The 13,152-nt window shown below is 54.4% G+C and carries 12 protein-coding genes and 2 pseudogenes; 12 read left to right on the forward strand and 2 right to left on the reverse strand.

The genetic code is table 11. The features are described from left to right. Positions 1 to 73 precede the first annotated feature (73 nt). The 4 genes from ACLHV8_RS01445 (at position 74) to gntU (ending at position 3,864) form a co-directional block, all read left to right on the forward strand. Positions 74 to 769: a pirin family protein gene (locus tag ACLHV8_RS01445; protein WP_028017945.1), complete on the forward strand. Its 696-nt coding sequence runs from the start codon at positions 74 to 76 to the stop codon at positions 767 to 769. A gap of 101 nt (positions 770 to 870) precedes the next feature. Next, on the forward strand, positions 871 to 1,866 hold the full coding sequence (gene gntR, locus ACLHV8_RS01450) for a gluconate operon transcriptional repressor GntR (RefSeq protein ID WP_028017944.1): 996 nt from the start codon (positions 871 to 873) through the stop codon (positions 1,864 to 1,866). A 126-nt stretch (positions 1,867 to 1,992) separates the two neighbouring features. Continuing rightward, positions 1,993 to 2,520, forward strand: a complete 528-nt coding sequence (gntK, locus tag ACLHV8_RS01455) for a gluconokinase (protein ID WP_008503362.1) — start codon at positions 1,993 to 1,995, stop codon at positions 2,518 to 2,520. A gap of 3 nt (positions 2,521 to 2,523) precedes the next feature. Continuing rightward, positions 2,524 to 3,864, forward strand: a complete 1,341-nt coding sequence (gene gntU / locus ACLHV8_RS01460) for a gluconate transporter (protein ID WP_049007738.1) — start codon at positions 2,524 to 2,526, stop codon at positions 3,862 to 3,864. A gap of 117 nt (positions 3,865 to 3,981) precedes the next feature. Here gntU and plsB read toward each other — a convergent pair whose 3' ends face one another. Further along, positions 3,982 to 6,402, reverse strand: coding sequence for a glycerol-3-phosphate 1-O-acyltransferase PlsB (gene plsB, locus ACLHV8_RS01465; RefSeq protein ID WP_108089402.1), 2,421 nt, complete (start codon positions 6,400 to 6,402; stop codon positions 3,982 to 3,984). A 154-nt stretch (positions 6,403 to 6,556) separates the two neighbouring features. Here plsB and ACLHV8_RS01470 point away from each other — a divergent pair, with 154 nt between their 5' ends. The 5 genes and pseudogenes from ACLHV8_RS01470 (at position 6,557) to ACLHV8_RS01490 (ending at position 9,370) form a co-directional block, all read left to right on the forward strand. Further along, positions 6,557 to 6,925: a diacylglycerol kinase gene (locus ACLHV8_RS01470; RefSeq protein WP_028017941.1), complete on the forward strand. Its 369-nt coding sequence runs from the start codon at positions 6,557 to 6,559 to the stop codon at positions 6,923 to 6,925. Between the two features lie 107 nt (positions 6,926 to 7,032). After that, a pseudogene (gene lexA, locus ACLHV8_RS01475) lies at positions 7,033 to 7,640 on the forward strand (transcriptional repressor LexA). Between the two features lie 63 nt (positions 7,641 to 7,703). After that, positions 7,704 to 9,041 (forward strand): MATE family efflux transporter DinF, encoded by a 1,338-nt coding sequence (dinF, locus tag ACLHV8_RS01480; protein WP_208594807.1) that lies wholly within the window; start codon positions 7,704 to 7,706, stop codon positions 9,039 to 9,041. Continuing rightward, positions 9,038 to 9,112, forward strand: a pseudogene (locus tag ACLHV8_RS01485) (hypothetical protein); the annotation flags it as partial. The gene dinF and the pseudogene ACLHV8_RS01485, both read left to right, overlap by 4 nt. 48 nt (positions 9,113 to 9,160) lie before the next feature. Then, positions 9,161 to 9,370 (forward strand): CsbD family protein, encoded by a 210-nt coding sequence (locus tag ACLHV8_RS01490; protein WP_028017939.1) that lies wholly within the window; start codon positions 9,161 to 9,163, stop codon positions 9,368 to 9,370. A gap of 66 nt (positions 9,371 to 9,436) precedes the next feature. Here ACLHV8_RS01490 and zur read toward each other — a convergent pair whose 3' ends face one another. Continuing rightward, the gene (zur, locus tag ACLHV8_RS01495; protein ID WP_028017938.1) at positions 9,437 to 9,949 is read right to left on the reverse strand and encodes a zinc uptake transcriptional repressor Zur; all 513 of its coding nucleotides are present in this window, start codon (positions 9,947 to 9,949) and stop codon (positions 9,437 to 9,439) included. A 115-nt stretch (positions 9,950 to 10,064) separates the two neighbouring features. Here zur and ACLHV8_RS01500 point away from each other — a divergent pair, with 115 nt between their 5' ends. The 3 genes from ACLHV8_RS01500 to dusA all read left to right on the forward strand — a co-directional run bounded on the left by ACLHV8_RS01500 (position 10,065) and on the right by dusA (position 13,048). Next, on the forward strand, positions 10,065 to 10,553 hold the full coding sequence (locus tag ACLHV8_RS01500) for a cupin domain-containing protein (RefSeq protein WP_049007735.1): 489 nt from the start codon (positions 10,065 to 10,067) through the stop codon (positions 10,551 to 10,553). A 170-nt stretch (positions 10,554 to 10,723) separates the two neighbouring features. Then, positions 10,724 to 11,971 (forward strand): conjugal transfer protein TraF, encoded by a 1,248-nt coding sequence (locus tag ACLHV8_RS01505; protein ID WP_208594808.1) that lies wholly within the window; start codon positions 10,724 to 10,726, stop codon positions 11,969 to 11,971. A gap of 81 nt (positions 11,972 to 12,052) precedes the next feature. Continuing rightward, positions 12,053 to 13,048, forward strand: a complete 996-nt coding sequence (dusA, locus tag ACLHV8_RS01510) for a tRNA dihydrouridine(20/20a) synthase DusA (RefSeq protein WP_028017935.1) — start codon at positions 12,053 to 12,055, stop codon at positions 13,046 to 13,048. The last annotated feature ends 104 nt before the right edge of the window (positions 13,049 to 13,152 follow it).

The following is a 13,152-nucleotide window of genomic DNA, read 5'->3' on the forward strand; positions in this document are numbered from 1 at the left end:
ATTTTCACCCTCTATGATCCCAGGCCGTTTGCGTCCACACTTACTCCATCGAAACGAACTGAGGGTGAAAACAATGATCTACTTACGCAAAGCAAACGAACGTGGTCACGCGAATCATGGCTGGCTGGACTCATGGCATTCATTCTCGTTTGCCGACTACTACGACCCGAACTTCATGGGCTTCTCCGCACTGCGCGTGATTAACGACGACGTGATTGATGCAGGACAGGGCTTCGGCACTCACCCGCACAAAGACATGGAAATTCTGACCTATGTGCTGGAAGGCGCGGTTGAACACCAGGACAGCATGGGCAACAAAGAGCAGGTTCCTGCGGGCGAATTCCAGATTATGAGCGCGGGTACCGGGGTTCGTCACTCTGAGTACAACCCGAGCAAAACGGAAAAACTGCACCTGTATCAAATCTGGATTATTCCAGAAGAAACCGGCATCACGCCACGCTATGAGCAGCGCCGCTTCGACGCTAAACAGGGTAAACAGCTGGTGCTGTCCCCGGATGCGCGAGAAGGCTCCCTGAAAGTGCATCAGGATATGGAACTGTATCGTTGGGCGCTGGCGAAAGACGAACAGTCTGTTCATCAGATTGCTGCTAACCGCCGCATCTGGATCCAGGTGGTGAAAGGTGAAGTCACCATCAACGGTACTAAAGCAACAACGGCTGATGGCCTGGCCATCTGGGACGAGCAGGCGATCTCCGTACACGCTGACAGCGAGAGTGAAATTCTGCTGTTTGACCTGCCTCCGGTGTAATAAATCATAAATAAATGCCCAACCTTCCCTCTGACAGGGGAAGGTTGGGCTTTGTCCGTGATAAACTGAGCAAATCTCTCACTTCAAGATTTCTCAGGACGATGAAAAAGAAACGCCCCGTACTTCAGGATGTCGCTGACCGCGTTGGTGTGACCAAAATGACGGTCAGCCGCTTTTTACGTAACCCGGAGCAGGTTTCCGTGGCGCTGCGTGGCAAGATTGCCGCGGCTCTTGATGAACTGGGTTATATCCCTAACCGCGCACCCGATATTCTCTCCAATGCGACCAGTCGTGCGGTGGGCGTCCTGCTTCCCTCTTTAACCAACCAGGTTTTCGCCGAAGTGCTGCGCGGAATTGAAAGTGTGACCGATGCGTTTGGTTATCAGACCATGCTTGCGCACTACGGGTACAAGCCGGAGCTGGAAGAGGAACGTCTTGAGTCCATGCTTTCCTGGAACATCGACGGCCTTATCTTAACGGAACGTACCCACACGCCGCGCACGCTGAAGATGATCGAAGTGGCGGGCATTCCGGTGGTGGAGCTGATGGACAGCCAGTCCCCATGCCTCGATATCGCCGTGGGTTTTGATAACTTCGAAGCGGCACGTCAGATGACGGCGGCGATTATCGCGCGCGGTCATCGTCACATTGCCTATCTGGGAGCGCGTCTTGATGAACGTACTATCATCAAGCAGAAGGGATACGAGCAGGCGATGCTCGACGCGAACTTAATCCCGTACAGCGTGATGGTGGAGCAGTCCTCTTCCTATACGTCGGGTATTGAGCTGATGCGTCAGGCGCGGCGCGAGTATCCGCAACTGGACGGTATTTTCTGTACCAACGATGACCTTGCTGTCGGTGCAGCGTTCGAATGTCAGCGTCTGGGACTTTCCATCCCGCGTGATATGGCGATTGCCGGTTTCCACGGCCACGATATCGGCCAGGTCATGGAGCCTCGTCTGGCGAGCGTCCTGACACCGCGTGAACGTATGGGGCGTATTGGCGCAGAACGCCTGCTGGCGCGCATTCGTGGCGAGACGGTTACCCCTAAAATGTTAGATTTAGGTTTCACCTTGTCACCGGGTGGATCTATTTGAGCTGACAAATTTGAGCTAGCTCACACTTATTCACTTCTCGCACGTTTGGATATTGCTTCGCTTTTGCCCCGGCAGGACAATGTTACCGATAACTGTTACCCGTAACAATTGACTGAGGGACACCCTTTGAGCACGACTAATCATGATCACCACGTCTACGTCCTGATGGGCGTTTCCGGTAGCGGGAAATCAGCCGTGGCCAGCGAAGTGGCGCATCAACTCCAGGCTGCGTTTCTTGATGGTGACTTCCTCCATCCGCGCAGCAACATCATGAAAATGGCCTCCGGCGAGCCGCTGAACGACGACGACCGCAAACCGTGGTTGCAGGCGCTGAATGACGCCGCGTTCGCGATGCAGCGCACCAACAAAGTTTCCCTTATCGTTTGCTCCGCGCTGAAAAAAACCTACCGTGACCTGCTGCGTGACGGCAACCCGAACCTCTCTTTCATCTACCTGAAAGGGGATTTTGAGGTGATTGAAAGCCGTCTGAAGGCGCGCAAAGGTCACTTCTTCAAGACTCAGATGCTGGTGACGCAGTTCGAAGCGCTGCAGGAACCGGGTGAAGATGAGAAAGATGTCTTAGTGGTTGATATCGATCAGTCACTGGAAGGTGTTGTTGCCAGCACCATCGAGGTCATTAATAAAAGGCAGTAAGTTTTGAGTACATTAACGCTTGTTTTGACAGCAGTGGGTTCCGTGTTGCTGCTGCTGTTTTTAGTGATGAAGGCGCGTATGCACGCTTTCGTTGCTTTGATGGTGGTTTCTATTGGTGCAGGTCTCTTTTCCGGGATGCCGCTCGACAAAATCGCAGCGACCATGGAAAAAGGGATGGGCGGTACGCTGGGCTTCCTGGCGATTGTCGTCGCGCTTGGGGCGATGTTTGGCAAGATTTTACATGAGACAGGCGCTGTTGATCAGATAGCCGTCAAGATGCTGAAATCCTTCGGACATAACCGTGCGCATTATGCGATTGGTCTGGCCGGTCTGATTTGTGCCCTGCCGCTGTTCTTTGAAGTGGCGGTTGTGTTGCTGATTAGCGTGGCGTTCTCTATGGCGCGCCACACCGGGACTAACCTCGTGAAGCTGGTTATCCCACTGTTTGCGGGCGTGGCAGCGGCAGCGGCGTTCCTGCTGCCCGGGCCAGCGCCGATGCTGCTGGCATCTCAGATGCACGCTGATTTCGGCTGGATGATCCTGATTGGTCTGTGTGCGGCGATCCCGGGGATGATTATTGCCGGTCCGCTGTGGGGCAACTTCATCAGCCGTTACGTTGAACTGCACATTCCGGATGACATCACCGAGCCGCACCTCGGCGAAGGTAAAATGCCATCCTTCGGCTTCAGTCTGTCACTGATCCTGCTCCCGTTGGTGCTCGTTGGGCTGAAAACCATTGCCGCGCGCTTTGTGCCGGTAGGTTCCAGCGCGTACGAATGGTTTGAGTTTATTGGCCATCCGTTCACGGCGATCCTGGTGGCGTGTCTGGTGGCGATTTATGGCCTGGCGATGCGCCAGGGGATGCCGAAAGACCGGGTCATGGAGATTTGCGGCGCAGCGCTGCAACCGGCTGGCATTATTCTGCTGGTGATCGGTGCGGGTGGGGTGTTCAAGCAGGTACTGGTGGATTCCGGCGTGGGTCCCGCTCTGGGTGAAGCGCTGACCGGAATGGGCTTGCCGATAGCCGTGACCTGCTTCGTGCTGGCGGCTGCGGTGCGTATCATTCAGGGTTCTGCGACCGTCGCGTGTTTAACCGCAGTGGGTCTGGTGATGCCGGTGATTGAACAGCTGCATTACTCAGGCGCGCAAATGGCTGCGCTGTCTATCTGTATTGCAGGTGGGTCTATCGTGGTTTCTCACGTGAATGACGCAGGTTTCTGGCTGTTCGGTAAATTTACCGGTGCCACCGAAGCGCAGACGCTGAAAACCTGGACGCTGATGGAAACCATCCTCGGTACGACAGGCGCAATTGTCGGGATGATTGCCTTTACGCTGCTGAGTTAAATGCGGTGATTTGCCAAGGCTAAAAATAAGGCCCGGTAGCGTTAGCGCTTACCGGGCCTTAATCATTCTGCGAAAGACAGGCCGGGAAGAGTGAAAACTCCGCCCGGCTTTTTATTATCACTCGCCCTGCGTTGAACTCTCAATCGTCAGACGCACATCAGATGTAATCAGTTCAGCCAGCATCTGGTAGACCTTCAGCGTCTCTTCCGGTTCGGCATCGCCCGTATCACTGATAAAGCCTTCATCACGCAGCGTCAGAACCAGTGAACTGAAGACCGCTTTGTCGAAGAATTCAGGAGCGTTAATACCGTGCAGAACGGACAGGCGCTGTGCCAGCGTCCGGCTCTCTTTCTCCAGCGTTCCACGGTTGATAGACGGGTTCGCACTGAGCAACCAGAATGTAATGGCATAACGCTGCAGCGTTTCACGCGCACCGGCCGCCAGCAGTTGCAGGGTACGGGAACGTGACGGATTGATATGCAGCTCGTCGTTCACAACAGTGATCAGCCCCTGACGACGCAGTTCTTCCGTCAGTTTATCCAGCTCGCCAGCCAGTTCATCCTTGCTCCAGCGCAGGAACAGCTCCGCTTTCAGCATCGGGTAGAGCGTGTCAACGTGACGCAATAGCTCCTGGCGTGAAATGCGACGATGCTGGGTGATGATAGCTGCCATGAGTGACGGCAGCATCAGCATATGGGCGATATTGTTGCGATAGTACGTCATCAGCACGGCCTGCTCGCGCGGCAGAATGATGATGTCGCCGATCGTGTCCTTTTCGACTTCGAACTTGTTCATCTGCAAAGCGTGATCGATAAGCTCACTGGCGCTCGCAGAAGGTACCGTCGAGTCAACCGAGTACGGGACGTTGCGCATCATATCGAGATAACAATCGAGCTGCTCTGTCAGCTGTTCGCGAGTCAGTGAACGCTGGCGAGACGCCAGAAGCGCCGTACAACACAGGTTCATAGCGTTAGCCGCACCAGCATTGTTAATGCGCACCATCAGTTCAGACGCGATGCCGTTGACCGTTGGCGTCAGCCAGGCCGGACGAACCGCTTCGATAGGGTCGATAGACTCGCGCCACTCCGGAACGTGATGGTTCAGATACGTCATCAGCGGCATCGGCTCGCCAAAGTTCACGTAGCCCTGTCCGAGATTACGTAGCTTGCTCAAACCGCGCAGCATTTGCGGCAGGCTCTCTTTCTCTTTAGTCGCGCCACGCAGCTCTTTAGCGTAAGTCCCCACCTCCATCACATGCTCATAGCCGATATAGATTGGCACCAGCGTGATTGGACGAGTTCCTCCGCGCAGCATGGCCTGAATGGTCATGGACAGCGTGCCGGTCTTCGGATCGAGCAGACGGCCGGTACGGGAGCGACCACCTTCCACGAAGTACTCAACGGAATATCCGCGGCTGAACAACTCACCCAGATACTCGCGGAACACCGTGGAGTAGAGCTTATTGCCCTTGAAGGTACGGCGAATAAAGAAGGCGCCCAGTCGACGGAAAATCGGGCCAGCTGGCCAGAAATTCAGGTTAATACCGGCCGCGATATGCGGCGGTACCAGCCCCTGGTGATAAAGCACATAGGAGAGAAGCAGGTAGTCCATGTGGCTGCGGTGGCAGGGGACATAGACAATTTCATGGCCATCATGCGCCAGTTGGCGTACACGCTCGGCGTTATGGACGTTGATGCCCTGATAGAGACGGTTCCAGGTAAAGCTGAGAATACGATCGGACAGACGAATCATCTCGTAAGAGAAGTTCGCTGCAATCTCTTCCATCAGTGCAATGGCGTTCTGCTGGGCTTTCTCATGTGAAATCTTCTTGCTGCGTGCTTCGTCTTCGACGGCACGGGCAATCGCTTTGGAGGCCAACAGCTTGTTGAACAGATCCTGACGCGCCGGGAGACGCGGCCCAACGGCAGCGAGGCGCTGACGGGCGAAGTGCATACGCGCTACGCGCGCCAGTTTTTGCGCGATGATCTTATCGGTGCCATGCTCGTCCGCCATTCGACGCAGCGAAACGGAAGGGGAGAAACGCACAAAGCTGTCGCGTCCCAGCCAGGAGACCGCGAAGAACTTCTGGATGCCGTTAAGCATGCGCAGCGGTGGATTCTCTTCACCTTTTTCACGACCCGGGCGACGACCAAACATCACCGATACTGGCACCATCTGCACATCCAGATCAGGATTGCTGCGGTGCAGGTCGAGATAGTCATGGAACAGCTTGATGGACTCTTCTTTTGGCGTGTAATAGGTAAACACGCGCGGTCCACCGTGAATGAACACGTAGCGCGGCAGCAGAGTACCGTCAACTTCTAGCGGTTCAAGCGGGTCAGGTAAGTCATGCGCCAGGCACTGGGCGCGAAGCGTCAGTAAGTCTGCCTTCGAGTTATAAGGCAAAACGTACATAATGGGGCGCGACGTATCGAGCCCCAATTCCAGCGCGGGTTCTGCTGGGATAGACTTGCTTTTTACCAGGATGCTTAATGGTAAATTAAGTAATTTGTAGTAAATTCGTGGCCAGCCGGACATAAACGATGTAAAGCCTCTGGTTAATAATGCAATTGCGGCGCAAGGATAACAGAAAGCGCGCAAAATTTCTGTTGTTACCCGTCATACTTCAGGCGGCAGCGAAACGCGCTGCCACTCTAGTTACTGACGCTATTTCCAATAAAAGGTTCTTTTAATGGCCAATAATACCACTGGGTTAACCCGAATCATCAAAGCCGCCGGCTATTCCTGGAAAGGTTTCCGTGCCGCATGGATCAATGAAGCCGCCTTTCGCCAGGAGGGCGTCGCCGCTATCATCGCGGTGATTATCGCCTGCTTCCTTGATATTGATGCAATAACACGCGTTCTTCTCATCGGCTCCGTACTGTTGGTGATGATAGTGGAAATTCTCAATAGCGCTATTGAGGCCGTTGTTGACCGGATTGGTTCAGATTTCCACGAGCTCTCTGGCCGGGCAAAAGACATGGGTTCCGCTGCCGTGTTGCTGGCGATTATTACTGCGGTCATTACCTGGGTCACGCTGCTTTGGTCACATTTCCGATGAGCCTCGAGGAATAATTAAGTCCCTGGTTTTTTGTGCAGTTTTTGGTTCCAAAATCGCCTTTGACTGTATATACTCACAGCATAACTGTATATACACCCAGGGGCGGAATGAAAGCGTTAACGACCAGGCAGCAAGAGGTGTTTGATCTCATCCGGGATCATATCGGCCAGACGGGTATGCCACCCACGCGTGCGGAAATCGCTCAGCGTCTGGGCTTCCGTTCTCCGAATGCTGCCGAAGAACACCTGAAAGCGCTGGCGCGTAAGGGCGTGATTGAGATTGTTTCGGGCGCGTCACGCGGTATCCGCCTGCTGGTGGAAGAAGAGACGGGCATTCCGCTGGTGGGGCGTGTTGCTGCCGGTGAGCCTTTACTGGCACAGCAGCATATTGAAGGCCACTACCAGGTCGATCCGGGGATGTTTAAACCGAGCGCTGATTTCCTGCTGCGCGTAAGCGGCATGTCGATGAAAGACATCGGTATTCTTGACGGTGATCTGCTTGCGGTTCACAAAACGCAGGATGTGCGAAACGGCCAGGTTGTGGTCGCGCGTATTGATGACGAAGTGACCGTTAAGCGTCTGAAAAACAGGGTAATACCGTACAGCTGCTGCCTGAAAACAGCGAATTCTCCCCGATTGTGGTGGATCTTCGCGAACAGAACTTCTCTATCGAAGGGCTGGCAGTAGGGGTGATTCGCAACGGCGAATGGCTGTAATCTCTTCCTGACAGGCTACGGCGTTGCTGTAGCCTGCTTCCTTTACCTCTCCCGGTATTTTTCATGTCACTGCTGACGGCATCAGATAAGGCATTGTGGCGTCTTGCACTGCCGATGATTTTCTCCAATATTACCGTGCCCTTGCTGGGTCTGGTCGATACTGCTGTTATTGGTCATCTGGATTCACCTGTTTATCTTGGCGGCGTGGCGATTGGCGCGACGGCAACCAGCTTCCTGTTTATGCTGCTGCTCTTTTTGCGCATGAGTACTACCGGGCTCACGGCACAGGCGTATGGTGCCAGAGATCCGCTGCGTCTGGCGCGCGCGCTGGTGCAGCCGCTCATTCTGGCGCTTGGTGCGGGGGCATTAATCGTTGTATTGCGCTCGCCCCTGATTGACCTCGCGCTTCACATCGTTGGCGGTAACGAGGCGGTGCTGGAGCAGGCGAGACGTTTCCTTGAAATCCGCTGGCTCAGTGCGCCGGCATCGCTGGCTAACCTGGTTCTGCTGGGATGGTTACTGGGCGTGCAGTATGCCCGCGCGCCCGTCATTTTGCTGGTGGTGGGAAACCTTCTCAACATTGTGCTTGATGTCTGGCTGGTAATGGGTCTGCATATGAACGTGCAGGGGGCTGCACTGGCGACGGCAATTGCCGAATACGGGACTTTTATCATCGGTCTGTGGATGGTCTGGCGCGTGCTGGCGATGCGCGGGATCTCTCTTGCGCTACTCAAAACCGCATGGCGCGGCAATATCCGTAAGCTGCTGGCACTCAACCGCGACATCATGCTGCGCTCACTTTTCCTTCAGCTCTGTTTCGGTGCGCTGACGGTTTTCGGGGCTCGGCTGGGGCCAGACATCGTCGCGGTCAATGCCGTATTGATGACGCTACTGACCTTTACCGCCTACGCGCTGGACGGTTTTGCCTATGCTGTGGAAGCACATTCCGGGCAGGCGTACGGTGCGCGCGAAAGCGGGCAGCTTCAGGATGTCTGGCGGGCAGCCTGTCGTCAGTCGGGGCTGGTGGCACTGGCATTTGCGCTGGTTTATGCCGTTTTTGGTGAGCAGATCATTGCATTACTCACCTCACTTCCCACACTGCGTGAACTGGCGAGCCACTATCTCATCTGGCAGGTGATCTTACCGGTGGTCGGTGTCTGGTGTTATCTGCTGGACGGCATGTTCATTGGGGCTACGCGCGGAGCCGAAATGCGTAACAGTATGGCGGTGGCAGCTGCAGGGTTTGGTCTGACGCTGCTGACGCTTCCCTGGCTTGGCAATCATGGTTTGTGGCTGGCGTTGGCCGTTTTCCTCTCGTTGCGGGGCCTGTCTCTGGCCTTTATCTGGCGCCGTCACTGGCGAAATAATACCTGGTTGCCTTCCCATCACGATATATCGTGACGGTTAAAGATTCCGAATATCAAAATAGCTGCAGAATCCTTAACTACAATTATTATCACGTCCAGCAGAAAAGAACGTAACGGACGTTGCGACCCGACGCTTAACAAGAGGACACGATGATGAATAAAGACGAAATCAGCGGCAACTGGAAGCAGTTCAAAGGTAAAGCGAAAGAGCAGTGGGGGAAGCTGACAGATGACGATATGACCGTCATTGAAGGTAAACGCGATCAGCTTGTCGGTAAAATCCAGGAACGCTACGGCTACGCAAAAGACCAGGCGGAAAAGGAAGTTGGCGACTGGGAAAAACGCAACGACTACCGCTGGTAACCGGGTTATACCCGAAAGTACAAGGAAGTACACCCTGAGGGCGGCCATGAGCCGCCTTTTTCATTGCTAGCGAGGTTTTTTCTTCACAACGATTGTGTGGTCGTGCTGGCACTTATCGTGATGGCTGCATGATTCCACCTCGACACAGGCAGAGCACAGCCCATGTGCTTCAATAACATTATGACGCAAGGCAAAGCCCATTTTGGCCGCCAGCGTATGCATAATGTCTTCAACACCTTCAGCCCCTTCTTCTTTTACCACGCCGCAGCGGTCGCAGATAAACATGGCTGATGTATGGGTTGGCTGGTCAAACAGGTGGCACAGCACATAGCTGTTTGTGGATTCAACCTTATGCACGAACCCTTGTTCCAGCAGAAAATCGAGCGCGCGATACACCGTAGGCGGTTTGGCCTGCGGCTCGCTTTCGCGGAGCAGGTCGAGCAGATCGTACGCGCTGATGGCTCCCTGTTGCAGGCTCATCAGGCGTAATACCTCAAGGCGCTGCGGAGTCAGGCGCACATTGCGTTGCGCGCAGAGCTTTTCGGCCTGCGCTAACAGCTCTTTTGTGGACTTATCCATTTAGCACCCCGGATGTTATAGGACGGAAAACCCTCACTTTATCATGTTCTGGTAAAAACACCGAGATCCGCCTGTCTGTGCTATACCTGACGCATTGCAAACCGGGAAACGAACAATGAAAAGACCTGACTGTATTCGACACTGGCGCGACGTGGAAGGCGCTGATAACTCAACCTATCCCGACAGCGACGAGCGTTTTTCCATCGGTGCGCCGCTGGCTCGCAAGCTCGGGCTAGGGCGTATTGGTATCCATCATGAGCGTTTACCCCCCGGACGTCGGACATCCTATCCCCATGCGGAAAGCGACGAAGAAGAGTTCATTTACGTGCTTGAAGGGTATCCTGAAGCCTGGATTAATGGCTATTTGTGGAAACTTGAACCCGGCGATAGCGTAGGTTTTCCCGCCGGAACCGGCGTCTGCCACACCTTTATCAACAACACGGACGAAGAGGTTCGACTCCTGGTAGTTGGCGAAGCCAACAAGAAGCACAACCGCATCTACTATCCGCTCAACCCAGTGTATGCCGCCACGCGAGAAGATCGCTGGGTCGATCACCCGCCCCAGTTTTTTGGGCCACATGATGGAAAACCTGGGAAAAAATAATTTCCTCTTCTATAAATATTGAGGGCCGTCACAAATTACAACAGGTCTGGTTAGAATTTAACTTAAGGAAATAGCGGGTCTTTTTGTACTTATTCACAGCAATAGTTCGTACCTGTTTGAGTGATAACAGACAGGGGTTATTTCATAACAGACTATAAGACGAGCATACTGTGAAAAAACATTTTAAATTTTCGGTGGTTAGCATCGCCGTCTCCTTGTTTATGGCAAATCAGGCCGGAGCAGCCAATACCTGGACAGAAGCACGTAGCGATGCGATGGGGGGGACGGGGGTCGCGGCTGGGAGCTATGGCAGCGGGGTATTAATCAACCCGGCGTTGCTTGCAAAGGCGAAACCTGACGATGGTATCACGCTGATCCTGCCATCTATCGGTGCGCAAATTTCAGACAAAGACAACCTGCGCGATAAGATTGATGACATCAGTGATGATGTCAGCGCCTATCGCAGGACCCTGGATAATATCAATCTTATCGATCTCCTTAATCCTTCCAGTGCTGCATCGCGGCAGGTCTCTGCCGCCGCAGGCGACCTTGCCGATCAACTGGATTCACTGAAAGGGAAAACCGCCAGCGGTAAAGCGGGAGGTGGGATCGCTGTAAGTATTCCTAATGACGTGCTCTCAGTGGCTTTCGTGGCCAAAGCCAATGCGCGTGCTCGCGTGAGTTCTTACATCGATCAGGGCGATATCGACAAATTGCGCGCGGTGGAAGCCGTTCCGGCGGCCGTATTTGGGGTTGACCCGAATGATTTGAAATCAAAGGGTTTTGGTCGTGCTGCAATCGTTTCAGACTATGGCGTTGCAGTGGCGCGTCAGTTTGATATCAGCGGCGTGCCTGTTTCCGTGGGTATCACTCCTAAGCTGCAACAGACCTGGCTCTACAACTACACGGTCTCGATCTACAACTTTGACAGTGGCGATATCAACAGCAGTCGCTATCGCAACGACGATACTGGGTTTAACGTTGATGCCGGCCTTGCTGCTGATTTCGGCGAAAACTGGACGGTGGGTTTGACCGGTAAAAACCTGTTCTCGCGTGATATCGACACCAAAGAGGTGGATGGCGTGCGCGATACTTACCAAATCAGCCCTGTCGTTACGGCGGGTGCGGCCTGGCATACCGATCTCCTGACGCTGACGGCGGATGGTGACCTGACCGAAACCAAAGGTTTTAAAAGCGAAGAGAACTCCCAATATGTTGGCGTGGGTGCGGAAGTGACGCCATTGAGCTGGCTGGCGGTTCGCGCAGGTTATCGTGCTGATGTGAAAGACAATGACAGCAATGTCTTTACCGCAGGTGTGGGCTTTGCACCGCTTAACACGGTTCATATCGACCTGATGGGTCTGTATGGTGAAGACGAAACCTGGGGCGCGGGGGCGCAACTGAGCATGACGTTCTAAAGTCCACCGGAGGCGCTGCGCCTCCGGCTTTTCTTTGTGCTATAGTAGCGCCCCTTTTCACCAGATGCTTAAAACTTCGCCATGTCGTCAGAATTACAGACTGCTTTCCCTGCACACCGTTTCTCCATTGCGCCAATGCTCGACTGGACGGACAGACACTGCCGCTACTTCCTGCGTCAGCTCTCCCGCCATACGCTGCTGTACACCGAAATGGTGACCACCGGGGCAATTATTCACGGTAAGGGCGACTATCTGGCTTACAGCGAAGAGGAGCATCCGGTTGCCCTGCAGCTGGGCGGCAGCGATCCGGCCGCGCTGGCGCAGTGCGCGAAGCTGGCAGAAGCGCGTGGCTACGACGAGATCAACCTCAACGTTGGCTGCCCGTCTGACCGCGTGCAAAACGGTATGTTTGGCGCGTGCCTGATGGGGAACGCACAGCTGGTGGCGGACTGCATTAAGGCGATGCGCGATGTCGTCTCCATTCCGGTCACGGTCAAAACCCGTATCGGCATTGACGACCAGGACAGCTACGAATTCCTGTGCGACTTTATCAATACGGTATCCGGGAAAGGTGAGTGCGAGATGTTTATCATCCACGCGCGAAAAGCCTGGCTCTCTGGCCTCAGCCCGAAAGAGAACCGTGAGATCCCGCCGCTGGACTACCCGCGCGTGTATCAGCTGAAGCGTGACTTCCCGCACCTGACGATGTCAATCAACGGTGGCATCAAGTCGCTGGAAGAGGCCAAAGCGCATCTGGAACATATGGATGGCGTGATGGTCGGGCGCGAGGCGTATCAGAACCCGGGCATTCTGGCGACGGTCGATCGCGAAATCTACGGTGTAGAAGGCGCAGATACCGATCCGGTTGCGGTAGTTCGTGCCATGTATCCGTACATCGAACGCGAGCTGAGCAACGGCACATATCTTGGCCATATCACCCGCCACATGCTTGGCCTTTTCCAGGGTATTCCGGGAGCGCGTCAGTGGCGACGTTACCTGAGCGAGAACGCGCATAAAGCCGGTGCCGACATCGAGGTGCTGGAACATGCGCTGAGACTGGTGGCTGATAAGCGATAAATTTCGCTAAAAGATGGTCAAATTCACCACGCCCTGCAAATCTTTGCGGGGCGTTTTGCTTTAAGAACAATGAGTTAGTTTTGGCATGCTTTTTGTAATGGTTA

The organism is Enterobacter sp. CPE_E863, from assembly GCF_046521465.1.
Taxonomy (GTDB): domain Bacteria; phylum Pseudomonadota; class Gammaproteobacteria; order Enterobacterales; family Enterobacteriaceae; genus Enterobacter; species Enterobacter adelaidei.

Excerpts from the sequence above, each read along its gene's own strand:
- dinF (WP_208594807.1), top strand. The coding sequence starts at position 7,704 with ATGTCACTGCTGACGGCATCAGATAAGGCATTGTGGCGTCTTGCACTG.
- zur (WP_028017938.1), bottom strand. The coding sequence starts at position 9,949 with ATGGATAAGTCCACAAAAGAGCTGTTAGCGCAGGCCGAAAAGCTCTGC.
- ACLHV8_RS01500 (WP_049007735.1), top strand. The coding sequence starts at position 10,065 with ATGAAAAGACCTGACTGTATTCGACACTGGCGCGACGTGGAAGGCGCT.
- ACLHV8_RS01490 (WP_028017939.1), top strand. The coding sequence starts at position 9,161 with ATGAATAAAGACGAAATCAGCGGCAACTGGAAGCAGTTCAAAGGTAAA.
- gntR (WP_028017944.1), top strand. The coding sequence starts at position 871 with ATGAAAAAGAAACGCCCCGTACTTCAGGATGTCGCTGACCGCGTTGGT.
- plsB (WP_108089402.1), bottom strand. The coding sequence starts at position 6,402 with ATGTCCGGCTGGCCACGAATTTACTACAAATTACTTAATTTACCATTA.
- dusA (WP_028017935.1), top strand. The coding sequence starts at position 12,053 with ATGTCGTCAGAATTACAGACTGCTTTCCCTGCACACCGTTTCTCCATT.
- ACLHV8_RS01470 (WP_028017941.1), top strand. The coding sequence starts at position 6,557 with ATGGCCAATAATACCACTGGGTTAACCCGAATCATCAAAGCCGCCGGC.
- ACLHV8_RS01445 (WP_028017945.1), top strand. The coding sequence starts at position 74 with ATGATCTACTTACGCAAAGCAAACGAACGTGGTCACGCGAATCATGGC.